Raw genomic sequence first — 23,636 nt, forward strand, 5'->3', positions numbered from 1 at the left:
TAATTCGGCCTTCTCTTCACAAAACAATCGATCGAGCCAGAAATATATAGCTCGAAAGCGTTCTTAGAGGCTCGCGTCGATAGATTCGCAAAATATCCTGTTTGACCGAATCTTGCCGTTGACAGATCAGCCTGCCGCCGCACACATTGCGAACCATAGGGCATGAAGCCCTAGGACGAAGTGCCAGCAGGCATGATGCCCGCCGGGTGCACGAGGGTCGAGGCCTCCATGCTCGTCCACTCACCGCCCGCTAAACGGGTTCGGCAGGCCCGTCGCGAGATCCATGATTGTCGTCGATCGTGCGTTTCGGCGCTCTGAACGCCGGACGAGGGTCTGGGCTTTTCGAAACGGCATACGGGTCGGGACTCGGCGCTCTGCAAGAATCGGCTGCCCGCAGCCGCGTGTCATCGGCAGGCGTGGACTTTCGTTACGTCGGCGGGACAATACTTCGCGTCGGGATGGTCAGAATTACGCGTTCAGCGAAAAATATTAATCTACGGTCGAATATCACAAATAATCCGGACAAGGATCTACTATCAACCGATGGTTGATAGCGTAGAACGTGCGTGGGAGGCGGGGGAATTCCGATCGGCTCAGCGGCTGGGAGATTTTGAGATGGACTATGTACCTTCGATGGCTGCGGTCGCCGCAGCCGCACAGAAGTCTCCGCATGCCGACGCAGTCTCGATCGCGGCATCGAACGTCGTCTCGCCCGTCGCGCCGGCGACCCTCGATCCCAGGCCGGCTTACGCGCTGTCGCCCGGGACTGCGGACGCGATGTTGACCCTGACGCGGACGACCACGCTGGCCGTCGAAGTCGTTGAATTCGACACCCGGTTCGGCCACGGATCGCGGACCACCGAGGCGGCGACGGCCGCGGCCTCGGCGCCGGTCGTCTCTCCGGAACCGGGCAAGGCGAGCAGCGCCGCCAACCGAAACTGGACCGAGGATGTCCGGCTGGACCGCATCCCGACCCGCCGAATCGGCACGGATCTCGTCGTTGAATACGACACCCCGCGGGTCATGGCAGCCTGGAGCGCCGCGTTTCCGGACATTGCCAGCCGCAAGTTTCGCGGCCTCAGACTGGCGGACACCAACGTGTATCCGGACCTGCGCAAGGTCGTCAACGATAGTGGAATTGCGGTTCTAGAGAAAGATATCTACCTCCTGTGCAACAGCGATAATTATAAATCGTTCGGCCAGAACCATCCGGGCACACGCATCAACTGGATCGCCGTCGACAACGAGGACATCGTGCTCGCCTGGCCGAAGCACTCCGATCCGGGCAGTGCGGCGGCGATGGCTCATCCCGTCGCTGTCCACGATGACGCCAACCGAGATGCCTAGCGGTCGCGCCGGCTCACAAGACCGGGAGCACCGCCCGGACATGGGCGGCGAAGGCGCGCGCCAGCGGTGAGGCGTGCCGCTCATCGATCCGGATCGTGACGCCGATCCGTGGGAGCGGCGGCAATCCGCCGGCGCGCGCCAGGACGCGCAGATCGCCCGGGACCGCGGACCGGGTCAGGACCGCCACGGCCTGACCCGAGCGAACCACCGCCAGGAGCCCCGACAGGCTGCCGCTCGCGTAGGCGATCCGATAGCCGCGCCCGGCGCGGTCGAGCGCGGCGATCGCCGCCCGATGATCGAGCGTGTCGGGATCGCCGAGGGCGAGCGGCAGCGGGTCGGACCACGTCGCCGAGCGGTCGCGCGGGATCACCCAGACGAGATCCTCGCGCCGCAGGATGTCGCGCTCGGCGGCGAGCGGGGTCGATACCAGAGCCAGGTCGAGTCCGCCGCGGGCGTGCAGCGCCTCGAGTCGGGGTGTCGCGGCACAGATCACCGCGATGGCCGCCGCCGGGTGATGTTGCGCGAACCCGCGTAGCAGGGCCGGCAGGAAGGCCTGCGCGTAGTCGTCCGGACAGCCGAAGCGCAGGCTGCCGCTCAGGCTCCCGCCGGAGAACTCCGCCAGGGCATCGTCGTGCGAAACCAGGATGCGGCGGGCATGGACCAGCAGACGCTCGCCCTGCACCGTCAGAAGCACCCCGCGCCCCGTGCGCGTCAGGAGCGGCTGGCCGACGAGATCCTCGAGTCGCTTCATCTGCATGCTGAGCGCGGCTTGGCTGCGGCCGACCCGATCCGCGGCCCGGCTGAGCGCACCGGTCTCCGCGACGCTGGCGAAGCTGCGCAGCAGGTCGATGTCGAGGCTTCGAGCCATCAAGATCCCTGAACTCTCCGTTCAGAACTATAAGCTGCCGCAGCGCGCGCGCCGGCTCTACCATGGCCGGGTGCGATGAGGGAGCCGGAGCGACCATGGCGCGGAACGACGACCCGGATTTCTGGATGCGGGCGCGCCGGCATCTGGTGCGCTACGGCGGCACCTTCGCGCCGCTCATCGTCGAGCGCGCCGAGGGGAGTTTCGTCTACGACGCCGACGGCCGGCGGATCCTGGATTTCACGTCCGGCCAGATGAGCGCCATCCTCGGCCACGGCCATCCCGAGATCGCCGCCGTCGCCACGCACCATGTCGGCCATCTCGACCACCTGTTCAGCGGGATGCTGAGCCGGCCGGTGGTCGACCTCGCCACGGAGCTGGCCCGGCTCGCCCCGGGCGGGCTTGAACGGACCCTGCTGCTGACCACGGGGGCGGAGGCCAACGAGGCGGCCCTGCGCATGGCCAAGCTCGCCACCGGCGGCTGGGAGGTGGTGAGCTTCGCCCAATCCTGGCACGGGATGACGGCAGGAGCCGCGTCGGCGACCTACAGCGCCGGCCGGAAGGGCTACGGACCCGCACCGGTCGGCTCCTTCGCGATCCCGGCGCCCAACGCCTACCGCCCCGCCTTCGAGAAGGACGGGGTGCCGGACTGGCAGACCGAGCTCGACTACGCCTTCGCGCTGATCGACCGGCAATCGACCGGCAACCTGGCGGCGTTCCTCGCGGAACCGATCCTGAGTTCGGGCGGCATCCTCGAGCTGCCCCCGGGCTATCTCGGCGCGCTGAAGCGCAAATGCGCCGCGCGCGGCATGCTGCTCATCCTCGACGAGGCCCAGACCGGCATCGGCCGCACCGGGCTGATGTTCGCCTGCGAGCGGGACGGTGTGGTGCCGGACATCCTGACCCTGTCCAAGACGCTCGGCGCCGGCCTGCCGCTGGCGGCGGTCATGACCACGCCGGAGATCGAGGATCTCTGCCACGCCCGCGGCTTCCTGTTCTACACGACCCACGTCTCCGACCCCCTGCCGGCGGCGGTCGGCCTCAAGGTCCTGGAGATCGTCCAGCGCGACGGGCTGGTGGCGCGGGCCGAGGCGGCCGGCGCCCGGCTGACCGCAGGGCTGCGCGCGCTCCAGCAGCGCTTCGCCTGCATCGGCGACCTGCGCGGCCGGGGCCTGCTCCAGGGCGTCGAGATCGTCGCCGACCGGGCCACGAAGGTGCCGGCACCCGACCTCGGGGACGCGATCACCCGGCGTTGCCTGGAACTCGGGCTGAGCATGAACATCGTCCAGCTGCCGGGCATGGGCGGCGTGTTCCGCATCGCGCCGCCGCTCACCGCCACGGACGCGGAGATCGACCTCGGCGTGTCGATCCTGGAACGCGCGATCGAAGCCGCCTTGTAGTGGCGCTCAGGCCGCCTCGATCTCGGCGCTGACCGTCAGCCATTCCTCCTCGGCGGCGGCGAGGGCGCCGGCGGCGTCGGCGCGCATCCGGGCGATCTCGCCGGCCTTGGCGGCGTTCTCCCGGAAGGCCGAGCCGTCCTCCAGCGCCGCATCGATCTTCTGGATCGCCGCCGTCAGCTTCGCCATGCGTGCCTCGATCGCGTCCAGGCGCTTCCGGAGCGGGGCGAGGGCCGCGCGGCGCTCGACACCGGCGCGGCGCGCCTCGGCCTTCTGGCCGCCCGCGGGTTCCACGTCGCGCTCGGCCTCGCGCTCCGGGCCGGACAGGACGAAGCGGCGGTAATCGTCCATGTCGCCGTCGAAGGTCTTCACGGTGCCGTCCGCCACCAGCCACAGCCGGTCGGCGCAGGCCTCGACGAGGAACCGGTCGTGGGAGACCAGGATCACCGCGCCCTCGTAGTCGTTGATCGCTTCGACCAGGGCCTGGCGGCTCTCGATGTCGAGGTGGTTGGTCGGCTCGTCGAGGATCAGCAGGTGCGGGCCGTGGAAGGCCGCGAGCCCCATCAGCAGCCGCGCCTTCTCGCCGCCGGAGAGTTTCTCAACCGGGGTATCGGCCTTGTTGGCCCCGAAGCCGAGCCGGGCGGTGGCCGAGCGCACCTTCGCCTCCGGCACGTCGGGCATCAGGGTGCGGACATGCGCGTAGGCGCTCTCGGCGGGGCGCAGCTCGTCGAGCTGGTGCTGGGCGAAGTAGGCGACCTCCATCTTCGAGGAACGCTTGACCTCGCCGGCGAGCGGCCCGAGCCGGCCGCCAATCAGCTTGCAGAAGGTCGATTTTCCGTTGCCGTTGGCGCCGAGCAGCGCCACGCGGTCGTCGGGGGCGAGGCTGAGATCGAGGCCGGTGAGCACGATCCGGTCGCCGTAGCCCGCCTTGACCCGCTCCATGGCGACGATCGGCGGCGACAGGGGCTTCTCCGGGCTCGGCAGGTGGATCACCGGCACGTCGTCCTCGAGCAGCGCCGCGATCGGCTCCATCTTGGCCAGCCGCTTCACCCGGGACTGGGCCTGGCGCGCCTTGGTGGCCTTCGCCTTGAACCGGTCGATGAAGCTCTGGAGATGCGCCCGCTCGGCATCCTGCTTCACCTTGGCCTTGGCGAGCAGCGTGCGCTTCTCGGAGAGCTGCTTGGCGAAGCTGGTATAGCCGCCGCGGTAGATGGTGAGCTTGCCGCGGTCGAGGTGAAGGATGTGGTCAACGCTGGTGTCGAGCAGATCCCGGTCGTGACTGATGACGATCGCGGTGCGCGGGTAGCGCTCCAAGTAATCGTAGAGCCAGAGCGTGCCCTCGATGTCGAGGTAGTTGGTCGGCTCGTCCAGCAGCAGCAGGTCGGGCTCCGAGAACAGCACGGCGGCCAGCGCCACCCGCATCCGCCAGCCGCCGGAGAAATCCGAGCAGGGCCGCGCCTGCGCGGCCGCGTCGAAGCCGAGCCCGTGCAGGATCGCGGCGGCGCGGGCCGGGGCCGAGTGGGCGCCGATATCGACCAGCCGCGTCTCGATCTCGGCCCGGCGCAGCCCGTCGGCGTGTTCGGCCTCCGCCATCAGCCGGGCCCGCTCGGTATCGGCGGCGAGCACCACCGCATGCAGGGTCTCCGGGCCGGCCGGGGCTTCCTGGGCGACCGCGCCGATGCGCATGCCTCTCGGCAGCGACACCGATTTCGCGTCGACCGGCAGGTCGCCGAGGATCGCCTTGAACAGCGTGGTCTTGCCGGCACCGTTGCGCCCCACGAGGCCGACGCGGGCGCCCTCCGGGATCGTGAAGGTCGCGGAATCCAGGATCAGACGGTCGCCGATGCGGTAGGTGAGGTCGTTGACGCTTAGCATGGCGGCGTTCTGGCCGTCTGCAAGCGGCGAGGCAAGCGCCGGCTGCCGTGCGGTGTCGGCGGGGCCCACCGCGCGACCGACCCCGGGCGGCTTCCTGAAGCGGCTGCGAAAAACTGCATTGCCAGCAGGGCGTTTAACGAATTTGCAGCATTCGCGCGGCATTTTTGGCCGTCGCGCAGTAGTGCAGCCGACGAAACGTCTGATACGGACGCTGGCTGACATGGCTGGAGAGCATCGCGTCGGACCATGCCATCGATCGTCGCGCCATGATCTCCGAGACTTTGCGCCGGCCTACGGTATGACAGGAGGCACGTGTTGGGCCGGACCCTGATCCTCACCGACGACGTCAGCCGCGCCGGCCGTCTGGCGCGCAATCTCGGTGGCGATGGAGACGTGTCGCTGCACGATCTCTACGGGGACGCTGCGCCACCCTCCGGAGCCGCGCTGATCATCAGCGACGTGAGCGCGCTGACATCCGAATCCCTGCGGCGCCTGCGCCAAGCCCTCGCGGTGGTGCGCGGCCCCGAGACGCCATTCCTCGCCCTCATCCACGGCAATCTCGGCCGCGGCGAGATCCAGGCGTCCGCCCTCGGAGCCACCAAGGTGCTGCAGGCCTCGGCGGCGAGCGCCCTGCTGCTCAACACGGTCACCGCCCTGGCGGCGGGTGCCACGGCGCGACCTCCGGGGGGCGGCGACCTTCGGCATCAAGCCACGGCATCCCGGGACGCCTTCGTGGCCATCTTCCGTGCGGATGGCGCCCCGGCGCTGGCGACCGTCGAATCCGGTGCTGTCCTGGTCAATCGGGCGATCCGCGACGCCAAGGTCCGGGACTGGCTCGACGTCGTCGCGAGCTTCGACGACGCCACGCACCGGCACTGCCTCAGCGTGGCCGGCCTCGCAGCGGATTTCGCCCGGACGCTCGGCCTCAACGACATCGATTCGCGCTACCTGATCAAGGGCGCCCTGCTCCACGACATCGGGAAGGCCAAGATCCCGCGGGCCATCCTGAACAAGCCGGGACCACTGACGCCCGCGGAGCGGTGCGAGATGGATCGCCACCCAGCCATCGGCCACGCGATGCTGCTGAACGGGCATTACGACGCGCTCACCCTCTCGGTCGTCCGCTCGCACCATGAATATCTCGACGGTTCGGGCTACCCGGATGGCCTGCGCGGCCAGGAGATCCCGGACCTCGTGCGGCTGATCACGATCTCCGACATCTTCGCGGCCCTCATCGAGGCGCGGCCCTACAAGGCGCCGAAGCCGGCCCACGAAGCCTACGCGATCCTGAAGGCCATGGGCGCGAAGCTCGACACCGATCTGGTGCGCGCCTTCGGAGCCGTCGCCACGGCCTGCGAGATGCCCTACCGCGCATCCGCCTGAGCGCGGCCGGACCTCAGCCCAGTTCCCAGGCGGTCTCGTCCTGCATCAGCGCCGCGACCAGGGCGTGATTCAGCTCGTGTCCGGTGTGGAAGGCGGTGACCCATCCCTCGACCGGATGACCCACGAGGGCCAGATCGCCGATCAGGTCGAGCACGCGGTGCCGCACCGGCTCACCCGGCACGCGCATCCCGCCGAGCACGTGGCCGCGCACCAGGAGCGCCGCCGAATGCCGAGAGACGCCCTGCAGGAAATCCTTCCGCGCCACATACCCGAAGGCGCGTCCGGCCATCGCGCGCGCGAACCGGCCGAAGCTGCGCGACGGTGCGATCTCGGTCACGAAGGTCTCGGGGGTGATGGCCCCCGACCAGTCGACCGATCCGAAATGCGAGAGCGCGATATGGCCGGTCACGTGAAGACCCGTACCGGGTTCGATGCGGATGTGCCGCCGCCCATTCGTCACCGAAACGGTGCGGCGCACCCGGATCTGACGGCAGGGCTGCGCCTGCTCGCTCCGGCCCGATGCCCGGATCGCCTCGCACCAGGGCGTGGCGCTCCCGTCGAAGATCGGTAGCTCGTCCGCATCGATCTCGACCACCGCATTGTCGATCTCCAGGACGCTCAGAGACGCCATCAGGTGCTCGATGGTGCGGACGAGAATGCCCTCGCGCCGCAGCGCCGAGGAGAGCGGCTGCGATTCCCGATGGTACCAGAGCGCCGGGATGTCGATGACGCGCCCGTCCCTCAGCCGGCGGCGGAAGACGATGCCGTGATCGGCCGGCGCCGGGCAGACGCGCACGGTGGCATGCCGGCCGGAATGCAGGCTCTGCCCGGACCGCTCGAACGGGCGGGTCAGCGTGGCCTGGAGGCGCGGGACCGGCACGGACGTCCGGGAATCGAAACGCGTGATCGTCACATCATGGTGCATCGGAATCGCCCGCTGCGGCAGGCTTGGCAGGGAGGCCGGGCATGTAGCCCGGATATCCTGATCCACGCCAATAAACTCCTGTTCACCCGGGCCCGGCTTGACCGGCCGGCAAGTGACGGTCACGATCATCTCCGCCCCGTGGATGGAGCGCTGCAGTCGCAGCGTCCAGCTAAACCGTGCGGGCCGCTCCCGTCCCGAGATCTGCTGGCCGGCACCCGTTTGGGCAGGGACGGAGGCCGGACTGGAGTTGAGGGAACAGCATCGATGGCGCGGCTGGGGACCATACCCTTCTTCAAGGACCCGGGCATCGAGCTCAACACCTACGAATCCCGGTGCCACTGGCGGCGCTTCGACGAGAACGAGGTGCTGGTCGACTTCGACGACATCTCCACCGACGTCTACTTCATCGCCTCCGGCGAGGTTCGCATCCTCAACCGGACCCAGTCCGGCAAGGAGGTGATTCTCGGCGAGATGCGCGGCGGCGCGTTCTTCGGCGAGCTGGCCGCGATCGACGGGATCGGGCGCTCGGCCAACGTCACGGCGCTGACCCGCGGCGAAGTCTGCGTGGTGCCGGCGGCGGTGTTCCGGCAGATGGTCTTCGCCTCGGAGGCGATCGCCGACCGGCTGTTCCGTCTCCTCGCCAAGCGCGTGCGCGAATTGAACACGCGGCTGATGGAGCACGCCCTCCTCGATCTGAAGCATCGCCTCTACGCCGAATTGCTGCGCCTCTCGGTGCCGCGGACCGGCGCCTCCGGCGAGCGCGTGGTCTCGCCGCCGCCCTACCACCACGTCCTCGCCGCGCGGATCGGGTGCCGACGGGAGCAGGTCACCCGGGAATTCACCGCCATGGCCGCGGAGGGCCTGGTCGACCGGACCCGCGGCGCCCTGGTCCTGCGCCGGCCGGACCTCCTCGAAGCACGCGTCGCCGAGGCCCTGCGCGAGGATTCCTGATCCCGTGTCGGGCATGCCGCCGCGCCTGGAACTGGACGCGCTGACCAAGCGCTTCGGCGCGCATCCGGCCGTCGATTCGGTGACGCTCGCCCTCGAACCCGGGGAATTCTTCTGCCTGCTCGGCCCGTCCGGCTGCGGTAAGAGCACCCTGTTGCGCATGATCGCGGGGTTCGAACGGCCGAGTTCCGGCCGGATTCGCCTCGGCGGCCGGGACATCACCGGGCTGCCGCCGCACAGGCGCCCGGTCAACATGATGTTCCAGTCCTACGCGCTGTTCCCGCACATGCGTGTGGCCGGCAACATCGCCTACGGCCTCAAGGGGATGGGCCGGAGCGAGGCCGCCGTGCGGGTCGCCGAGCTGCTGCGGCTCGTCCGCCTCGAAGGCTTCGGCGACCGCCGTCCCGAGACGCTCTCGGGGGGCCAGCGGCAGCGGGTGGCCCTGGCCCGGGCGCTCGCCCGGGAGCCGGAGCTGCTCCTGCTCGACGAGCCCCTCGGCGCCCTCGACCGGGGCCTGCGGGAGGAGACCCAGGGCGAATTGCGCGCCGTGCAGCGCCGCCTGGGCACCGCCTTCGTGGTCGTGACCCACGATCCGGAGGAGGCGATGATGCTCGCCGATCGGATCGGCGTCATGGAGGCCGGCCGGCTGGTTCAGGTCGGACCGCCGGCCGAACTCTACCGGCGGCCGGCGAACCGGTTCGTGGCGGGGCTGCTCGGCGACGTGAACCTCCTTCCCGGGCGCCTCGGACCGGACGCGGCGGGCGGTGCGCGCACCGTGCAGACCGCGCACGGGCAAGTCCGGGGGATCGCCGCCGCGGCGCTGGCCGAAGGCGCGGCGGTGGTGGTGGCGGTGCGTCCGGAGGATCTGGTCTTCGGCGGGACAGGACTGCCGGTCACGGTGGCGGAGGCGACCTTCCTGGGGGATCGCCTGCGCCGAACCCTGCGCCTGCCGGACGGCGGAATCCTTCGGGCCAGCGGCCGCCCGGCCGATGCCGACCTGCCGCCGGGATCGCAGACCTGCGCCGGGTTCGCGGCCGAAGCCGCGGTGATCCTCCCGGCATGAGCGGAAAGCCGCGGACCCTGTTCGATCGGCTGGTCCGTCTGCCGCCCTTCGTCTGGCTGGCGGCCTTCTTCCTTCTGCCCTTCGCCATCACCCTCAAGATCAGCCTGTCGGAACCGGCGACGGCGATACCGCCCTACCTTCCGGTGCTCGATTGGCGGGGCGGCCTCGATGGCTGGTCCAGCTTCCTCGAAGCCCTGAACTTCGACAATTACGCCACGCTCTCAGCCGACCCGCTCTACCGCGACGCCGCGCTGGGCTCGCTGGGCTACGCCGCCCTGGCCAGCCTGATCCTGGTCGCCCTCGGCACGCCCCTGGCCTATGCCCTGGCGCGGGCGCCGTCCCGCTGGCAGCCGCTCCTCGTCGCGCTGGTGGTCGTGCCGTTCTGGACGAGCTTCCTGATCCGGGTCTACGCCTGGATCGCGATCCTGAAGCCGGAGGGTCTGCTCAACCTCGTGCTGCTCCGGCTCGGACTGATCGCCGAGCCGCTGACGATCCTCAACACCAACGCCGCGGTGATCATCGGTCTTGTCTACGCCTACCTGCCGTTCATGGTGCTCCCGCTCTACGCGGTGATGAACCGCCTGGACCCCGCCCTGCGGGAGGCCGCGGCGGATCTCGGCGCCGCGCCGACCCGGGTGTTCTGGAGCGTGACGCTGCCGCTCAGCCTGCCCGGCATCGCGGCCGGCGCAGCCCTGTGCTTCATCCCGATGGTGGGCGAATTCGTCATTCCGGACCTGCTCGGGGGCTCGGAGACCCTGATGCTGGGCCGGGTGCTGTGGACGGAGTTCTTCTCGAACCGGGACTGGCCCCTGGCCTCCGCGGTCGCCGTCCTGATCCTCGCCATCGTGATCGGCCCGGTGGTGCTGTTCCGCGACAGCCTGCGCTCGGGCGAGGGGGATGCGCCGTGACCTGGGTCACCCGTACCGCCCTCGTCGCCGGGCTTGGCTTCCTCTACCTGCCGATCCTGGTGCTGATCGCCTACTCGTTCAACGCCTCGCCCCTGGTCACCGTCTGGGGCGGGGTCTCGACCCGGTGGTACGGGGCCCTGCTGGCCGATGCGCCCCTGCTGGCCGCGGCCTGGGTCTCGCTCAAGGTGGCGATCCTGGCGAGCCTCATCGCCACGATCCTCGGGACGCTGGCGGCGCTCGTCCTGGAGCGGCAGCGCCGCTTCCGCGGACGGGCACTGTTCACCGGTCTCGTCTTCGGGCCGATCGTGATGCCGGAGGTGATGATCGGCCTGTCGCTGCTGCTGATGTTCATCGGCATCGGACTCGACCGCGGACTCGTCACCATCGTGATCGCGCACGCCACCTTCTGCACCGGGTTCGTGGCCGTGGTGGTCGCCGCGCGCCTGCGCGGCCTCGACCGGACCCTGGAGGACGCCGCCGCCGATCTCGGCGCCCCGCCGATGAGGGTGCTGACGACCATCACCCTGCCGCTGCTGGCGCCGGCCGTGGCGGCCGGGGGGCTCCTCGCCTTCACCCTGTCGCTCGACGATCTGGTCATCGCGAGCTTCGTCTCGGGGCCGGGTTCGACGACGCTGCCGATGCGCCTCTACAGCCAGGTCCGGCTCGGGGTGAACCCGGAGATCAACGCCGCCTCGACCCTGCTGGTCGGCCTCGTGAGCGCGGCGGTGCTCCTGGCCTCCTGGCTGACGGCGCGCCGGGGGCGGGCCTGAGCGATCCGGCCGTCCAAGACAGGACCGTGCCCCGGGTCGCGGGACGCCCGTCCGGACGCGGCTTCAGGCCACCTGGGCCTGGGACGTCGTGTCGGCGCGGGTCAGGCGCGCCACCGCGGCCGTCACCACGAGGTTCACCACCAGGGCGGCGACGCCGACATTGACGTCCTGGAGCGGTCCCAGGATCGGGAGCTTCGACAGGCTGAACCCGCTCAGCACCGTGGCCGCCACGGTGGCGACGCCGGCCACGATCCCCGCCGCCGCCGCCGGCCGGTTCAGGGGATTGCGGGGCAGCAGGCTGGCGATGAAGCAGGGGAACAGCTGCGTCACGAAATTGTAGCCCATCAGCAGGAGCTGCACGATCGTATCGCCGCCGCTGAGGGTGAACCCGACGCAGACCAGGGCCAGGACCGGCACCAGGATCTTGCACAGCCGCGCGGTCGCCGCGTCGTCCATGCCGGGCCGCATCGGCCGGACGAGATTGTTGGCCACCAGGGTGACGCCGGCGATCAGGATCATCGAGCCGGGCACCAGCGCGGTGAGCACGCCGGTGGCGCCGATCAGGCCGATGAACCAGGGCGGGAAGCTCGCCAGCGACAGCTTGAACAGCGACAGGTCGACCTCGGATCCGGCGAGGCCGGGCACCTGCAGCACGGCCGTGAAGCCGATCATGAACACGAACAGGTTGATCAGCTGGTAGACCGGCAGGAGAACCGCGTTGCGCCGGAAGGCGCCGGGCTCGCGCGCCGTGTAGAGCGACGCGAAGGTATGCGGCCACATGTAGCCGCCGAGCGCCGTGAGCAGGACCGTGGTGGAGAACCAGACCGGGCTCTGGCCGCGCTCGGGCAGGGCCAGGAATCCCGGCTTGGCGGCCTCGATCGCCCGGAACAGGCCGTCGTAGCTGCCGTAATAGTGCAGGGGCAGGTAGATCCCGAGGAAGATCACCAGCGCCAGGATGGTCGTATCCTTGATCACCGCCGTCCAGGCCGAACCGTGCACCCCCGACACGACCACGTAGGCCGTGAGCGCGGCGGCGCCGATCCAGACCGCAGCCGTGGACGAGATGGCGCCGTAGGACGCCGTGGAGACGATGATCCCGAGGCCCTTGAGCTGGAGCACGAGGTAGGGGACGAGCGCGACGAGCCCCACCGACGCCACCAGCATGCCCAGGGCCGGGCTCCGGTATTTCCGCGCGAAGAAGTCGGGCTGCGTGTAGAGGCCGTGCTGCTTGGCGTAGCGCCAGACCGGCGGCAGCAGCCAGTACGAGGTCACATAGGCGAGCGTCAGGTAGCAGAGGATGTAGTAGGCCGGGCCGCCCTTCCCGTAGGCGATACCGGACCCGCCGAGGAACGTGAAGGTCGTATAGATCTCCCCGGCCATCAGCAGGAAGACCAGGGCGGTGCCGAAGCCGCGCCCGCCGACGGTCCATTGCTCCAGGCCCATCTCGCGGCCCAGCCGGGCGTAGAGTCCGAGGCCGATCGCCAGCGCGAAGCCGGCCGCGACGATGGCGAGGGCGACGCTCATCGGGGATCCCCGGATGCGCGATTCTCGGGATCCGCCCTGTAGATCAGCGCCATCACCACCGACGTCCCGATCACGCAGAACACGAGCCAGGCGAGGAGCAGCGGCAGCCCGAGGACGAACGGTTCGACCCGATTCAAGAAGAAGGGCCCGATCAGTATGCCGATGAACGGCAGGGCGGCGAGCCATCGCAGGTTTCGCATGCGCGATACCGTCCAGAAGCCATCAATCCTTCGGGTTGAATCAGTCCCGGGCGGCTGTCAATCGCGGATCTCGAGAAGGCCTGCCCGCGCGGGGGGTGCGCCGACGCACACGGCTACGCTTCGGGCGATCCTATCCTTGTCCCGTCCGCGACCGCGACCGCCGCGGCCGATCGTGAGGGACGCCGTCGATGACCCGCACCCTGACCTTTCTCTCCCTGGCCGCGTTCCTCGCGGCCCCCGTCGCCGAAGCGCGCCCGGCTCGGAATCCGGCAAAGCCCGGGCTCAGCGCCGCCATCCAGGCGCGCCAGAGCGCGATGAACGATTTCAGTGCCCGGATGAGCCGCCTGGATGGTCTGATGGGCGTACGGCCCGCCACGCCGGTCCGTACGCGATCGGCCGAGGCCGGGCGGTAACGGGCCGCCGTCCGGCTCCGTCCGCCCGGGTCAGCGGCCCAGCCCGCCCGCCTCCTCGACGAAGCGCGCCACGGCGTCGGCGCCCGCGCCATCGCGCAGGGACGCGAACACGTAGGGGCGGGTCCCGCGCATCCGCCGCGTATCGGCCTCCATCACCGACAGGTCCGCGCCGACGAGCGGCGCCAGATCGGTCTTGTTGACGATCAGCAGGTCCGACCGGGTGATGCCAGGGCCGCCCTTGCGCGGGATCTTCTCGCCCCCGGCCACGTCGATGACGTAGAGGGTGAGGTCGGCCAGTTCCGGCGAGAAGGTCGCCGCGAGGTTGTCGCCGCCGGATTCGATCAGAACCAGATCGAGCTTCGGGAAACGCCGGCTCATCTCGGCGACGGCCGCGAGATTGATCGAGGCGTCCTCGCGAATCGCGGTGTGCGGGCAGCCGCCGGTCTCGACCCCGAGGATACGCTCCTCCGGCAGCGCCCCGGCCACCGTCAGGATGCGCGCATCCTCCTTGGTGTAGATGTCGTTGGTGATCGCGCAGATCTCGTAGCGGTCGCGGAAGCGCTTGCAGAGCTGCTCCATCAGGGCGGTCTTGCCGGACCCGACGGGGCCGCCAATGCCGACGCGGAGGGGGCCGTTCGCGGAACCAGTCACGGGGGTCATGCAGCGCCCTCAGGAGCGGAAGATGCGGGAATACTGGGTCTCGTGCCGGAACGAGCCGAGGTCCAGACGGAACGTGGCGGAGCCGAGGACGTCGAGATCCGCGCTGCCGGCATCGGCCGCCAGCGCCACGAGGCAGGGCGCCAGGGCGGCGACGATCCGCGTCCCGGCCGCTTGGCCCACCGGCGCCGCCCGCAGCGCCGCCGAGACGAGGCTCTGGACGAAGGCGAGACCGTAGGCGGCCAGCACGGGGCCCGCCGCCATGGCGTGCGCCCCGGCGGCGGCACCGACCGCCACCGGATAGGCGAGGGCGCCGGGCAGGCGTTCGGCCAGTGCCGCCAGCGGCCCGCAGGGCCAGGCCCCGAGGGTCGCGTCGAGGAAGCTGCGCCCCTGCTGGCTGGTCTCTAGGTGCAGCTCGCGCGACGGGGCGAGCGCCAGGGCAAGGTCGTTGAGGTCGGCGAGGGCGTCCCCGTCGCCGGCCCGCCCGGCGCGGTGGGCGTGGGCTGCGAGGATCAGGTCGTTGCGCAGGGAGCCGCAGGCGCAGACATCGCCGAGCCAGGCCGTCAGGCTCGCCTCGTCGCGCACATCGCCCGCCTCCACGGCCCATTCCAGGCCGTGCGAGTACGCGTAGGCGCCCACAGGGTAGCCCGGCGACAGCCACGCCGTCAGCCGGAGCGCCTCCAGGGGCTCAACCATGGGCATCGTGATGATGATGGTCTCCGCCATGCGGATGGTCGTGCCCATGGCCTCCGGCATAGGCCCCGCCCTCGGGGCGGAACGGGCGCACCACCGGCTCGGCGCTGCCGCCGAGTCCCCGCACCATGTCGGCGAGCACGTGATCGTCGGCGATCCAGACGGCGTCGGTGCCGATCTCGGCCGGGATGTGGCGGTTGCCGATATGCCAGATCAGGCGCTTGAGGGCACGGTCGCTCGGCGCGCGGATCTCCAGCAGCCGCTCCGGCGCGGCCTCGACCCAGACGAGGCGCCCGTCCTGCAGCACCAGGGCGTCGCCGTCCTCCAGTACGGTCGGTTCCGGGAGGTCGAGCAGGAATCCCAAGCCGCCGGCCCCGCGCATGGCGACGCGGCGGCGGTGCCGGTCGCCGTGGTCGAGGATCACGCGGTCGACGATCTCGCCGCCGGACAGGGCGTCCCGGCGCAGGATGCGGGTGGCGCGGATCATGGCCTCAGGACGGGTCAATGAGGTCGGGCTCCTTCGGCAGAAAGCCGTCGGCCAGCGGCTGTTCGATGCCGAAGGGGGGCTGCTCGGGAAAGAGCGCGCAATCGATGCCCTCCTGTCCGTCGGCACCACGATAGCTCAGAACAGGAAATAACGCTGGGCCATCGGCAGGACCTCGGCGGGCTCGCATACGAGGAGCTCGCCGTCGGCGCGGACGTCGTAGGTCTCGGGATCGACCTCGATGACCGGGGTCGCGTCATTGAGCACCATGCTCGCCTTCGAGATGCCGCCCCGGACATTCTCCACCGCGACCAACTCCTTCTGCACGCCGAGACGGTCCCGCAACCCGTCCTCGACGGCCGCCTTGGACACGAAGGTGAGGGCGGTGGCGAAGGGCGCGCGCCCGTAGGCGCCGAACATCGGGCGGTAATGCATCGGCTGCGGCGTCGGGATCGAGGCGTTCGGGTCGCCCATCGGCGCGGCCGCGATGCTGCCGCCCTTGATGACGAGGTCCGGCTTCACCCCGAAGAAGGCCGGCGTCCAGAGCACGAGGTCGGCGAGCTTGCCGGGCTCCACCGAGCCGATGTGCTTCGACACGCCGTGCGCGATCGCCGGGTTGATCGTGTACTTCGCCACGTAGCGGCGGGCGCGCAGATTGTCGGTGCCGGAGGTGTCGCCCACCAGGGCGCCGCGCTGGCGCTTCATCTTGTCGGCGGTCTGCCAGGTGCGAATCACGACCTCGCCGACCCGGCCCATGGCCTGGCTGTCCGACGACATCATCGAGAGCGCGCCGAGATCGTGCAGGATGTCCTCGGCCGCGATGGTCTCGCGGCGGATCCGGCTCTCCGCGAAGGCGAGATCCTCCGGGATCGACGGGTCGAGGTGGTGGCAGACCATGAGCATGTCGAGATGCTCGTCGATGGTGTTCCGCGTGTAGGGCCGTGTCGGGTTCGTCGACGACGGGAGCACGTTCGGCAGGCCGGCGACCTTGATGATGTCCGGCGCGTGGCCGCCGCCGGCGCCCTCGGTGTGGAAGGCGTGGATGGTCCGGCCCTTGAAGGCCGCGATCGTGTCCTCGACGAAGCCCGATTCGTTGAGCGTGTCGGTGTGGATCATGACCTGGACGTCGTGGGCATCCGCCACCGACAGGCAGGTATCGATCGCCGCCGGGGTGGTGCCCCAATCCTCGTGGAGCTTCAGCGCGCAGGCCCCGGCCCGGACCATCTCGATCAGGCTTTCGGGGCGCGAGGCGTTGCCCTTGCCGGCGAACGCGAGGTTCATCGGGAAGGCATCGGCCGCCTCGATCATCCGGGCGATGTGCCAGGGTCCGGGGGTGCAGGTGGTGGCGAAGGTGCCGTGCGCAGGCCCGGTCCCGCCGCCGAGCATCGTGGTCACGCCCGAGCAGAGCGCCTCCTCGATCTGCTGCGGGCAGATGAAGTGGATGTGGCTGTCGAAGCCCCCGGCGGTCAGGATCTTCCCTTCACCGGCGATCACCTCGGTTCCGGGGCCGACGATGATGTCGATCCCGGGCTGCACGTCCGGATTGCCGGCCTTGCCGAGCCGGAAGATCCGGCCGCGCACGATTCCGACGTCGCATTTCACGATGCCCCAATGGTCGAGCACGACCGCGTTGGTGATCACCGTGTCGACCGCACCGGCGGCATTGGTCACCTGGCTCTGGCCCATCCCGTCCCGGATGACCTTTCCGCCGCCGAACTTCACCTCCTCGCCGTAGATGGTGAAATCGCGCTCGACCGTGATCTCCAGGCTGGTGTCGGCGAGGCGGATGCGGTCGCCGGTGGTCGGGCCGAACATGTCGGCATAGGCGGAGCGGGGGAGGCTCGCGGGCTTGGGTGTGTTGGCCATGGTCAGAGCGTGCCCATCACGTCACCGCGGAAGCCGAAGACGGTGCGGCCGCCGGAGAGCGGCACCAGCGTGACCTCACGGGTGGACCCGGGCTCGAAGCGCACCGCGGTCCCGGGCGCGATGTCGAGGCGCTTGCCGCGGGCCTGCTCGCGCGGGAAGACGAGGCCCGGATTGACCTCGTAGAAATGGTAGTGCGAGCCGACCTGGATCGGTCGATCCCCGGTATTGGCAACCTCGATCACGGTGCGCTCGGCATCGGCGTTGAACACGATCTCGCCGGGCAGGGGCGTCACCACGCCGGGCACGTCCGCCGAGGCCGCCCCCCGAATCGGATGATGAACGGTCACGAGCTTGGTGCCGTCCGGGAACGTCGCCTCGACCTGGATGTCGTGGATCATCTCGGATACGCCCTCCATCACCTGATCGGCGGTGAGGACGGTGGCGCCGGCCTGCATCAGCTCGGCGACGGTGCGGCCGTCCCGGGCGCCCTCGACCACGAAGTCGGTGATCAGCGCCACCGCCTCCGGATAATTGAGCTTGACGCCCCGGGCCAGACGGTTCCGCGCCACCTGGGCCGCCATGGCGATCAGCAGCTTGTCTTTCTCGCGGGGTGTCAGCAGCACGGGCAACCTCGTCGTCGCGACGGCCGGAGCAAGGATCATGCGCGCGGCGCGGTCAAGGGAGCCTGATCGGGCCGCGTGACGGGCCGGCCGCCCTCAGGGTGTCATGCCGGTGAAGCCGGCGAACAGATCCGGAAGCGGCTCGCCCTTGATGGCGGTGGGCAGGTCCCGGGGATGGATGAACTCGTCCCGGAACCAGGGATAGCGCTTCGGATCGAAGGCGGCCCGCAGCCAGTCGATCGTCCGGCGCACCCGCTCGATCCGCTCCGCGTCCGGATGATAGGTCAGCCAGATGTCCAGGCTGAACCGGCCCAGATTGTCCACCGGTATGACCCGCGCCCCGATCGCGCTGGCGTAGGTCGGCAGGAGACCGATCCCCGCCCCCTTGGCGATTGCCCAGTAATACGCGCTGCTGACGTTGATCTTCAGCGCGATCGGAACCGAGGCGGGGAAACCCGGCAGCTCGCGGCTGAAATCCTCCAGGCGGATCGTCTGGCTGCTGGCCTGGACCACGATCCGGTGGCGGGCGAGATCCTCCGGTGCGGCGGGAAGCCCGTAAGTCTGCTCGTATTCGCGCGCCGCGTAGGGAATCAGGTGGATGCGGCCCAGCTTGACCAGCCGCAGATCGGGGCTGGTCGGCCGCGACAGCTGGATCGCCACGTCGGCCTCCAGACGGAGGACATCGGCGGATTCCATCGCGCAGCGCAGATCGACCGTCAGGCGCGGGTTGGCCCGCTGAAACTCGACCAGGCGCGGCGCAAGCCAGAACGCGCCGAGCCCTTCCGTCACCGCGATCCGGACCTCGCCGGCCTCGGCGAAGGGCGCGGTCTCCCCCGCCCGCATCAGGCCGAACGCGGCGGTCTCCATGCGGGCGGCGGCCTCCAGGATCGCGTGTCCCTCCGAGGTCAGACGGATGCCGTCCACGTGGCGCGTCAGCAGCGGCGCGCCGATCAGGGTTTCGAGATCGGCGATCCGCCGACGCACCGAATTCACCGACACGCCGAGCTTGGAGGCCGCGGCCCGGAAGCTCCCGGAGCGCTCGAGGGTCAGGAAGACGCGGATGCTCTGCCAGTCGGGCATCACGCCCCGGCCCGCCTCCGTCTGTTCCATCTACGGAACGCCCCTGTTCCAAATTTTGCACATACAGGGAGTGCGCTAGATGCGAAGTGCTGAACCGTCAATCCGTACCTCAATGTCAGGTCATCCGATGACGGTGCACATTGCACGCTCCCATTTCGTCGCGACGGACGTGGATCATCTTGGGTCTTCCCAAGTCTCTCCGCGGCAGCGGCACGCACTCGGCGCGCTCAAGGTCAATCGCGTCGCCCGCCACCTCGTGATCTTCATGCCGGCGTCACGCGATCTCGAACGGCTCATCGCGGCCGCGCGGGTCGATCTGCCGGACCTCGCACCGCTGAAGACTGTTCAGCGGGTGATGTCGCGCAACCCGGATAGTGTGATGGCGATCGCCCATCGGCACAGATTCGACGCCGCCGCGCCACGGGGCGACGGCTTCGTCGCCTGCCTGATGCTGAATGCCGACGGCCTCGCCGCACTCAAGGCGGGACGTTTCGACGCGGCGGATCCGCCGGACGCGATGCTGGCCGGCCAGCACGAACGCCCCGCTTGCATCTATGTCTGGGCCGTCTACGCGCGGCGGCGTCTGGCCGGCGGCGTCAGCCTGGTCTTCGACCGCCTCTCCAGCCCGAACTACCAGGGCGTCGACTTCTACGCCCGGGCGGCGACGCCGGAGGGCGCGAGCCTGCTGACGGCCCTCGGCTTCGAAGCACCGAGCGCCGCACAGGGCGGCCTCTACCACTTCGCCCGCGGGCCGAAGGCCGAGCCCGCACCGCCCTACGACAGCCACCGCCCCGGCGGGACCGGCACCAGCGTCGCGGTCGCGCGCAGCATGGAGGATCTCGCCCGCGTCATCGCGCTGCGCGCCGCCGTCTACATGGCCGAACAGGCCTGCCCCTACGAGGAGGAGTTCGACGGCAACGACCTCTCGGCCACCCACCTCATCGGCTATGTCGGCGATGAGCCCGCCGGCTGCCTGCGCATCCGCTTCTTCGCGGACTTCGCCAAGATCGAACGCCTGGCGGTGCGGGCCGAGTACCGCAACACCCGCATGGCCTTCGCCCTCGTCCGCGCGGGAATCGAACTGGCCCGGGTGAAGGGCTACCGCCGCCTCTACGGGCATGCGCAGAAGCGCCTCGTCGGGTTCTGGAGCCGCTTCGGCTTCGCGGTCTTCGAGGGGGCGCAGGAACTGGTCTTCTCGGATTTCGACTATGTCGAGATGCTGCTGGAAACCGAGCTCCATCCCCAGGCCATCGGGCTCGGCGTCGATCCCTACGTGATCATCCGGCCCGAGGGCCGCTGGCATCGCGCGGGGGCCCTCGACCGCTCCCGTGCCCGCGCCGTCACCCGGCCCTCCGTCGATCGGAAGGTCGCGGTGTGATGCGCCAGACGAATCCGATCCTCTACCGTCGGCCGCGCAGCGTCCCCGTGCTGGTGCTGGTGGACATGCAGCAGGAATATGAGATCGCCGGCCGGCCGCTGGCGCTCCCGCGCATCGGCCCGGCCCTGGAAAATTGCCGCCGCGCCCTCGGCCATGCCCGGGACAGCGGCATCCAGGTCGCCTATGTGCGCTGGATCGGCGCGCCCCTGTTTCAGGCCGGCACCCGATTCGCCCGCTGGATCGAGGGTTTCGAGCCGCTGGGCTGCGACATGATCTTCGATCGGGATCGACCGTCCTGCTACGCCAGCCCGGCCTTCGCCGACGTGATGGAGCGGGGCAGCCCGCCCCTCGTCGTCGCGGGCTTTGCCGGCGAGGCGGCCTGCCTGGCCACCGCGATCGACGGCTATCACCGCGGGCAGGACGTGACCTTTCTGTGCGACGCCTCCGCCAGCCACGCCCTCGACGGGATCGCGGCCGAGGACATCCATCGCTCGGTGAGCGCCGTGCTGCGCGCCTTCGCGGATGTCACGGACACGCAGGCCTGGATCGACGCCTCGGCGCCCTTCCGGACGACGGCCTCCATCTCAAGACCGACGCATGCCCATGATTGACCGAAGCCACGACAATGCCGCCGGCGGCGCCGTGTTCGCCCGGGACGCGGATATCGATCAGCGCCTCGGACGCCACGCGATCGCGCTCCTCCAGGCCGCGCGGGACGCCGGGGATCCGACGCTGATCGCCCATGCCGAGGCCGCGGCGATGGCGGTCGGCTTCGCGCTGGCGGCCCGCCAGCCGGACGGGGGCCCGGGCGACGACTGATCAGCTCGCGTCGTCTTCGCCGCCGATGAGGCGCATGGCGCGCAGCCGCGCCGTCCGCTCGTCGCGGGCCCGCCGCTCCGCGTCGAGGGCGAGCCAGAGGGCGATCGTTTCGGCCTTGGGCTGCGGCGCGACGCGTGCGTCGGCATCGCGGGCCGCTGCGGTGTGATCGAAGGCGTCCATCGTACGGGTTCCGTGCGCTGATTTGTCGTCCGCTACCGCCCAGGGATCGAGCGGTCCAGCCGAATGGCAGGCTGGGCGTCGACAATGCGCCGCCATCGTCACATCCATCCGCCCCAGTTTCCGCCACACCGGACTGAAGGCCTGTCGCGGACCGGCATCGGCACCGTGCTCCGAACATGTCCGGCCTATGGACCTCGATGACAGAACCGTAATGGACTCGAGCCAGTCTCTGACCATTTACGAGATTGAAATCATTCGTTTCGTCCGTGACGTGTGATTAATATTTTGTCATTACAAGATTGCATGGGGCACGACACGGCGTAGATCTCAGAAACAAGATGGACATCAAGATGGCCTAGACCATCGCGATATCCGCCGAGGGAACTCGGCGTGCCGGGCGCTCTGCGAGCCGAGCGTGTCAGGTCTGGGATTCCATCAGCGTGGCGATAACGGACTCGACCACCTCGATCTGCTGCTGCAGCGCCACGAGCCGCGGCCCGGCCTCCGAGCCGTCGCCCAGGACGAACGTGCCCTTCTGCCGCCGGGTCTCGCGCAGCTTTCGCACCGACGCCACAAGGATCTGCCGCTCCTCGATGAGCGCGGCGCGAAGTTCCTGCAATCCGTCCAGTTCCAGCGTGGAGATCATGCAGCGTCCTGGTCTCTTCGGCCGGGTGCGGCAACGCCGGCCTGTCGGTGATGGGCGATGCCGCTCAGCGCCGGTTGGGCCACGCGACGCCGGGACGGGCGATCGCTGGCCGCTGCGGAGCGGCGGCCGCGAAGCTACCCTGCGACACCCGGATTTGCACGCCCTGTCCCGGCCACGATTCCCCGGCTCGGTGTATCGCATCGGTGTCGGCGGTGGGGATTGTATGCTATTGAATGCAAAATACTCAGGTTCGACCGAGGGCCGGACCGGGAGGCGGACGTGAGCGCATGCTGAGCGGGGACGAGGATGATCGCGCCGCATCGCGATCGCGTGAGATCGATGCGGCGCCAGGCGGGGTCGACCGGCGGCGCGATCCGGTCGCGCGCGGGTCGCGGCGCGGCCGCTCCTTCGCGGCGATCCTGGTCCTGCTCGCCCTCGCGGGCGGGTGTGCCTATGGCTATACGCGGCTCGGCCAGCCCGCCGAGAAGCCGAAGGCCGCCGCCCCGCGTCCCGTGCCCGTGACCCTCGGAACCGTCGAGCAGGGGCCGTTCGCGCTCGTGTCGAACGGTCTCGGCACCGTCCAGGCCTACAACACCGTTCAGGCACGCACGCGCGTCGACGGCGAGATCCAGCAGGTCGCCTTCCGCGAAGGCCAGGCCGTCCACAAGGGCGACATCCTCGTTCAGGTCGACCCGCGCCCCTATCAGGCGGCGATGGACCAGGCCAAAGCCAAGAAGGAGCAGGACACCGCCAACCTCAACAACGCCAAAGCGGATCTCGTCCGGTACACCGGCCTCGGCGCCTACGCGTCGCGGCAGCAGACCGAGACGCAGACCGCCCTGGTCGCACAGCTCACGGCGCAGGTCGCCTCCGATCAGGCCGCGATCGACAATGCGTCGACCCAGCTCGGCTACGCCACCATCCGCGCGCCGATCGACGGCGTGACCGGCTTCCGGCAGGTCGATATCGGCAACATCGTCAACGCCGCCGGCCAGACCCCGATCGTCACGATCACCCAGGTGGAGCCGATCTTCGTGGTCTTCACCGCGCCGGAGGATCAGCTGCCCGCCATCACCGCGGCCCTGCGGAAGGGCGACGTGCCGGTGGAAGCCTGGAGTTCGGACGGGCTCACCAAGCTCGCCGACGGCAAGCTCGCCCTGTTCAACAACCAGGTGGACACGGCGACCGGCACGATCCGCCTCAAGGCCGTGTACGAGAACCGGAACCACGCCCTCTGGCCCGGCCTGTCGGTCTCCACCAAGATGCGGGTCGGCATCGTCGCCGTCGCCACCACGGTTCCCGACAACGCGGTCCAGCATGGACCGGACGGCCTGTTCGCCTTCGTGGTGGACGACGGCAATCACGCCCATCAGCGCGCCCTGAAGGCCGGGCGCTCCGATTCGGGCCGGACCCAGATTCTGAGCGGCGACCTGAAAGCCGGCGAGCGGGTGATCACCGCCGGCCAGTACAAGGTCCAGGACGGGAGCCTCGTCGGTGAGCCGACAGCGTCCCGGGCGGCCCAGGCGGAGGCGCCGGACACGTCCGCGCGCCGGGTGGAGGCTCAACGCTGATGAGCTTTCACGCCGCGACGGCGG

The 23,636-nt window shown here is 69.8% G+C and carries 25 protein-coding genes; 12 read left to right on the forward strand and 13 right to left on the reverse strand.

Annotation, left to right across the window (positions count from 1 at the left end; genetic code table 11):
• The first annotated feature begins 615 nt into the window (after window positions 1-615).
• Complete coding sequence (locus AC3IF1_RS11915; protein WP_489217693.1) at window positions 616-1,347, forward strand: hypothetical protein; 732 nt, start codon at window positions 616-618, stop codon at window positions 1,345-1,347.
• 13 nt (window positions 1,348-1,360) lie between these two features.
• On the opposite strand, the gene AC3IF1_RS11920 is transcribed toward AC3IF1_RS11915, so the two are convergent.
• Window positions 1,361-2,215, reverse strand: a complete 855-nt coding sequence (locus AC3IF1_RS11920) for a LysR family transcriptional regulator (protein ID WP_489217694.1) — start codon at window positions 2,213-2,215, stop codon at window positions 1,361-1,363.
• 95 nt (window positions 2,216-2,310) lie between these two features.
• Between AC3IF1_RS11920 and AC3IF1_RS11925 the strand changes: the two genes are divergently transcribed.
• Window positions 2,311-3,612, forward strand: a complete 1,302-nt coding sequence (locus AC3IF1_RS11925; RefSeq protein ID WP_489217695.1) for an aspartate aminotransferase family protein — start codon at window positions 2,311-2,313, stop codon at window positions 3,610-3,612.
• Window positions 3,613-3,618: 6 nt separating this feature from the next.
• Here AC3IF1_RS11925 and AC3IF1_RS11930 read toward each other — a convergent pair whose 3' ends face one another.
• Window positions 3,619-5,484: an ABC-F family ATP-binding cassette domain-containing protein gene (locus tag AC3IF1_RS11930; protein WP_489217696.1), complete on the reverse strand. Its 1,866-nt coding sequence runs from the start codon at window positions 5,482-5,484 to the stop codon at window positions 3,619-3,621.
• A 312-nt stretch (window positions 5,485-5,796) separates the two neighbouring features.
• Here AC3IF1_RS11930 and AC3IF1_RS11935 point away from each other — a divergent pair, with 312 nt between their 5' ends.
• Window positions 5,797-6,867, forward strand: a complete 1,071-nt coding sequence (locus AC3IF1_RS11935; protein WP_489217697.1) for an HD-GYP domain-containing protein — start codon at window positions 5,797-5,799, stop codon at window positions 6,865-6,867.
• Window positions 6,868-6,880: 13 nt separating this feature from the next.
• Here AC3IF1_RS11935 and AC3IF1_RS11940 read toward each other — a convergent pair whose 3' ends face one another.
• Entirely contained in the window at window positions 6,881-7,858 is a 978-nt protein-coding gene (locus AC3IF1_RS11940; RefSeq protein WP_489217698.1) for a UDP-3-O-acyl-N-acetylglucosamine deacetylase, read from the reverse strand.
• A gap of 198 nt (window positions 7,859-8,056) precedes the next feature.
• Here AC3IF1_RS11940 and AC3IF1_RS11945 point away from each other — a divergent pair, with 198 nt between their 5' ends.
• Genes AC3IF1_RS11945 through AC3IF1_RS11960 form a run of 4 tightly spaced genes read left to right on the forward strand, consistent with a single transcriptional unit; the run spans window position 8,057 to window position 11,481 of the window.
• Window positions 8,057-8,743, forward strand: coding sequence for a Crp/Fnr family transcriptional regulator (locus AC3IF1_RS11945; RefSeq protein WP_243967016.1), 687 nt, complete (start codon window positions 8,057-8,059; stop codon window positions 8,741-8,743).
• Between the two features lie 13 nt (window positions 8,744-8,756).
• Window positions 8,757-9,803 (forward strand): ABC transporter ATP-binding protein, encoded by a 1,047-nt coding sequence (locus AC3IF1_RS11950; RefSeq protein WP_489220378.1) that lies wholly within the window; start codon window positions 8,757-8,759, stop codon window positions 9,801-9,803.
• The gene (locus tag AC3IF1_RS11955) at window positions 9,800-10,711 is read left to right on the forward strand and encodes an ABC transporter permease (RefSeq protein WP_489217699.1); all 912 of its coding nucleotides are present in this window, start codon (window positions 9,800-9,802) and stop codon (window positions 10,709-10,711) included. Before AC3IF1_RS11950 ends, AC3IF1_RS11955 begins: the two co-directional genes overlap by 4 nt.
• Window positions 10,708-11,481, forward strand: a complete 774-nt coding sequence (locus AC3IF1_RS11960) for an ABC transporter permease (RefSeq protein WP_489217700.1) — start codon at window positions 10,708-10,710, stop codon at window positions 11,479-11,481. Before AC3IF1_RS11955 ends, AC3IF1_RS11960 begins: the two co-directional genes overlap by 4 nt.
• A gap of 63 nt (window positions 11,482-11,544) precedes the next feature.
• Here AC3IF1_RS11960 and AC3IF1_RS11965 read toward each other — a convergent pair whose 3' ends face one another.
• The gene (locus AC3IF1_RS11965; protein ID WP_489217701.1) at window positions 11,545-13,005 is read right to left on the reverse strand and encodes a sodium:solute symporter family protein; all 1,461 of its coding nucleotides are present in this window, start codon (window positions 13,003-13,005) and stop codon (window positions 11,545-11,547) included.
• Window positions 13,002-13,205, reverse strand: coding sequence for a DUF3311 domain-containing protein (locus AC3IF1_RS11970; protein WP_243967022.1), 204 nt, complete (start codon window positions 13,203-13,205; stop codon window positions 13,002-13,004). The genes AC3IF1_RS11965 and AC3IF1_RS11970 overlap by 4 nt, the downstream gene beginning before the upstream one ends.
• Before the next feature lie 188 nt (window positions 13,206-13,393).
• Here AC3IF1_RS11970 and AC3IF1_RS11975 point away from each other — a divergent pair, with 188 nt between their 5' ends.
• Window positions 13,394-13,618 carry a hypothetical protein gene (locus tag AC3IF1_RS11975; RefSeq protein ID WP_489217702.1) on the forward strand — a complete coding sequence of 75 codons (225 nt, stop codon included), beginning with the start codon at window positions 13,394-13,396 and terminating at the stop codon, window positions 13,616-13,618.
• 30 nt (window positions 13,619-13,648) lie between these two features.
• Here the strand turns inward: AC3IF1_RS11975 and ureG are convergent, their stop codons facing one another.
• The 6 genes from ureG to AC3IF1_RS12005 form a co-directional block, all read right to left on the reverse strand.
• Window positions 13,649-14,269, reverse strand: coding sequence for an urease accessory protein UreG (gene ureG, locus AC3IF1_RS11980; protein ID WP_243967168.1), 621 nt, complete (start codon window positions 14,267-14,269; stop codon window positions 13,649-13,651).
• An 18-nt stretch (window positions 14,270-14,287) separates the two neighbouring features.
• Window positions 14,288-15,031 carry an urease accessory protein UreF gene (locus AC3IF1_RS11985; protein WP_489217703.1) on the reverse strand — a complete coding sequence of 248 codons (744 nt, stop codon included), beginning with the start codon at window positions 15,029-15,031 and terminating at the stop codon, window positions 14,288-14,290.
• Window positions 14,964-15,455 carry an urease accessory protein UreE gene (locus AC3IF1_RS11990; protein ID WP_243967170.1) on the reverse strand — a complete coding sequence of 164 codons (492 nt, stop codon included), beginning with the start codon at window positions 15,453-15,455 and terminating at the stop codon, window positions 14,964-14,966. Before AC3IF1_RS11990 ends, AC3IF1_RS11985 begins: the two co-directional genes overlap by 68 nt.
• Before the next feature lie 135 nt (window positions 15,456-15,590).
• Complete coding sequence (gene ureC / locus AC3IF1_RS11995; RefSeq protein WP_489217704.1) at window positions 15,591-17,318, reverse strand: urease subunit alpha; 1,728 nt, start codon at window positions 17,316-17,318, stop codon at window positions 15,591-15,593.
• 2 nt (window positions 17,319-17,320) lie between these two features.
• Complete coding sequence (locus tag AC3IF1_RS12000; RefSeq protein ID WP_489217705.1) at window positions 17,321-17,941, reverse strand: urease subunit gamma; 621 nt, start codon at window positions 17,939-17,941, stop codon at window positions 17,321-17,323.
• A gap of 93 nt (window positions 17,942-18,034) precedes the next feature.
• The gene (locus AC3IF1_RS12005; RefSeq protein WP_243967026.1) at window positions 18,035-19,048 is read right to left on the reverse strand and encodes a LysR family transcriptional regulator; all 1,014 of its coding nucleotides are present in this window, start codon (window positions 19,046-19,048) and stop codon (window positions 18,035-18,037) included.
• Between the two features lie 235 nt (window positions 19,049-19,283).
• On the opposite strand from AC3IF1_RS12005, the gene AC3IF1_RS12010 reads away from it, so the two are divergent.
• Genes AC3IF1_RS12010 through AC3IF1_RS12020 form a run of 3 tightly spaced genes read left to right on the forward strand, consistent with a single transcriptional unit; the run spans window position 19,284 to window position 21,215 of the window.
• Complete coding sequence (locus AC3IF1_RS12010; RefSeq protein ID WP_489217706.1) at window positions 19,284-20,396, forward strand: GNAT family N-acetyltransferase; 1,113 nt, start codon at window positions 19,284-19,286, stop codon at window positions 20,394-20,396.
• Complete coding sequence (locus tag AC3IF1_RS12015) at window positions 20,396-21,007, forward strand: cysteine hydrolase family protein (protein ID WP_243967028.1); 612 nt, start codon at window positions 20,396-20,398, stop codon at window positions 21,005-21,007. The genes AC3IF1_RS12010 and AC3IF1_RS12015 overlap by 1 nt, the downstream gene beginning before the upstream one ends.
• Entirely contained in the window at window positions 20,994-21,215 is a 222-nt protein-coding gene (locus tag AC3IF1_RS12020; RefSeq protein WP_489217707.1) for a hypothetical protein, read from the forward strand. Before AC3IF1_RS12015 ends, AC3IF1_RS12020 begins: the two co-directional genes overlap by 14 nt.
• Here AC3IF1_RS12020 and AC3IF1_RS12025 read toward each other — a convergent pair whose 3' ends face one another.
• Together AC3IF1_RS12025 and AC3IF1_RS12030 are read right to left on the reverse strand one after the other, a co-directional pair.
• On the reverse strand, window positions 21,216-21,395 hold the full coding sequence (locus AC3IF1_RS12025; RefSeq protein WP_243967030.1) for a hypothetical protein: 180 nt from the start codon (window positions 21,393-21,395) through the stop codon (window positions 21,216-21,218).
• Window positions 21,396-21,813: 418 nt separating this feature from the next.
• Window positions 21,814-22,041, reverse strand: coding sequence for an HOOK family protein (locus tag AC3IF1_RS12030; RefSeq protein WP_243967031.1), 228 nt, complete (start codon window positions 22,039-22,041; stop codon window positions 21,814-21,816).
• A 287-nt stretch (window positions 22,042-22,328) separates the two neighbouring features.
• On the opposite strand from AC3IF1_RS12030, the gene AC3IF1_RS12035 reads away from it, so the two are divergent.
• Window positions 22,329-23,612, forward strand: coding sequence for an efflux RND transporter periplasmic adaptor subunit (locus tag AC3IF1_RS12035; protein ID WP_489217708.1), 1,284 nt, complete (start codon window positions 22,329-22,331; stop codon window positions 23,610-23,612).
• Window positions 23,613-23,636 lie beyond the last annotated feature (24 nt).

Source organism: Methylobacterium sp. E-012 (assembly GCF_057836545.1).

What these genes read in the sequence shown, in the direction of transcription:
- AC3IF1_RS12005 (WP_243967026.1), bottom strand. Translation starts at nt 19,048, where the DNA reads ATGGAACAGACGGAGGCGGGCCGGGGCGTGATGCCCGACTGGCAGAGC.
- AC3IF1_RS11950 (WP_489220378.1), top strand. Translation starts at nt 8,757, where the DNA reads ATGCCGCCGCGCCTGGAACTGGACGCGCTGACCAAGCGCTTCGGCGCG.
- AC3IF1_RS11925 (WP_489217695.1), top strand. Translation starts at nt 2,311, where the DNA reads ATGGCGCGGAACGACGACCCGGATTTCTGGATGCGGGCGCGCCGGCAT.
- AC3IF1_RS11990 (WP_243967170.1), bottom strand. Translation starts at nt 15,455, where the DNA reads ATGATCCGCGCCACCCGCATCCTGCGCCGGGACGCCCTGTCCGGCGGC.
- AC3IF1_RS11945 (WP_243967016.1), top strand. Translation starts at nt 8,057, where the DNA reads ATGGCGCGGCTGGGGACCATACCCTTCTTCAAGGACCCGGGCATCGAG.
- AC3IF1_RS11985 (WP_489217703.1), bottom strand. Translation starts at nt 15,031, where the DNA reads ATGCCGGAGGCCATGGGCACGACCATCCGCATGGCGGAGACCATCATC.
- AC3IF1_RS11930 (WP_489217696.1), bottom strand. Translation starts at nt 5,484, where the DNA reads ATGCTAAGCGTCAACGACCTCACCTACCGCATCGGCGACCGTCTGATC.
- AC3IF1_RS11920 (WP_489217694.1), bottom strand. Translation starts at nt 2,215, where the DNA reads ATGGCTCGAAGCCTCGACATCGACCTGCTGCGCAGCTTCGCCAGCGTC.
- AC3IF1_RS11970 (WP_243967022.1), bottom strand. Translation starts at nt 13,205, where the DNA reads ATGCGAAACCTGCGATGGCTCGCCGCCCTGCCGTTCATCGGCATACTG.
- AC3IF1_RS11955 (WP_489217699.1), top strand. Translation starts at nt 9,800, where the DNA reads ATGAGCGGAAAGCCGCGGACCCTGTTCGATCGGCTGGTCCGTCTGCCG.
- AC3IF1_RS11965 (WP_489217701.1), bottom strand. Translation starts at nt 13,005, where the DNA reads ATGAGCGTCGCCCTCGCCATCGTCGCGGCCGGCTTCGCGCTGGCGATC.
- ureC (WP_489217704.1), bottom strand. Translation starts at nt 17,318, where the DNA reads ATGGCCAACACACCCAAGCCCGCGAGCCTCCCCCGCTCCGCCTATGCC.
- AC3IF1_RS11975 (WP_489217702.1), top strand. Translation starts at nt 13,394, where the DNA reads ATGACCCGCACCCTGACCTTTCTCTCCCTGGCCGCGTTCCTCGCGGCC.
- AC3IF1_RS12030 (WP_243967031.1), bottom strand. Translation starts at nt 22,041, where the DNA reads ATGATCTCCACGCTGGAACTGGACGGATTGCAGGAACTTCGCGCCGCG.
- AC3IF1_RS12025 (WP_243967030.1), bottom strand. Translation starts at nt 21,395, where the DNA reads ATGGACGCCTTCGATCACACCGCAGCGGCCCGCGATGCCGACGCACGC.
- AC3IF1_RS12035 (WP_489217708.1), top strand. Translation starts at nt 22,329, where the DNA reads ATGCTGAGCGGGGACGAGGATGATCGCGCCGCATCGCGATCGCGTGAG.
- AC3IF1_RS12010 (WP_489217706.1), top strand. Translation starts at nt 19,284, where the DNA reads ATGCCGGCGTCACGCGATCTCGAACGGCTCATCGCGGCCGCGCGGGTC.
- AC3IF1_RS11915 (WP_489217693.1), top strand. Translation starts at nt 616, where the DNA reads ATGGACTATGTACCTTCGATGGCTGCGGTCGCCGCAGCCGCACAGAAG.
- AC3IF1_RS12020 (WP_489217707.1), top strand. Translation starts at nt 20,994, where the DNA reads ATGCCCATGATTGACCGAAGCCACGACAATGCCGCCGGCGGCGCCGTG.
- AC3IF1_RS12015 (WP_243967028.1), top strand. Translation starts at nt 20,396, where the DNA reads ATGCGCCAGACGAATCCGATCCTCTACCGTCGGCCGCGCAGCGTCCCC.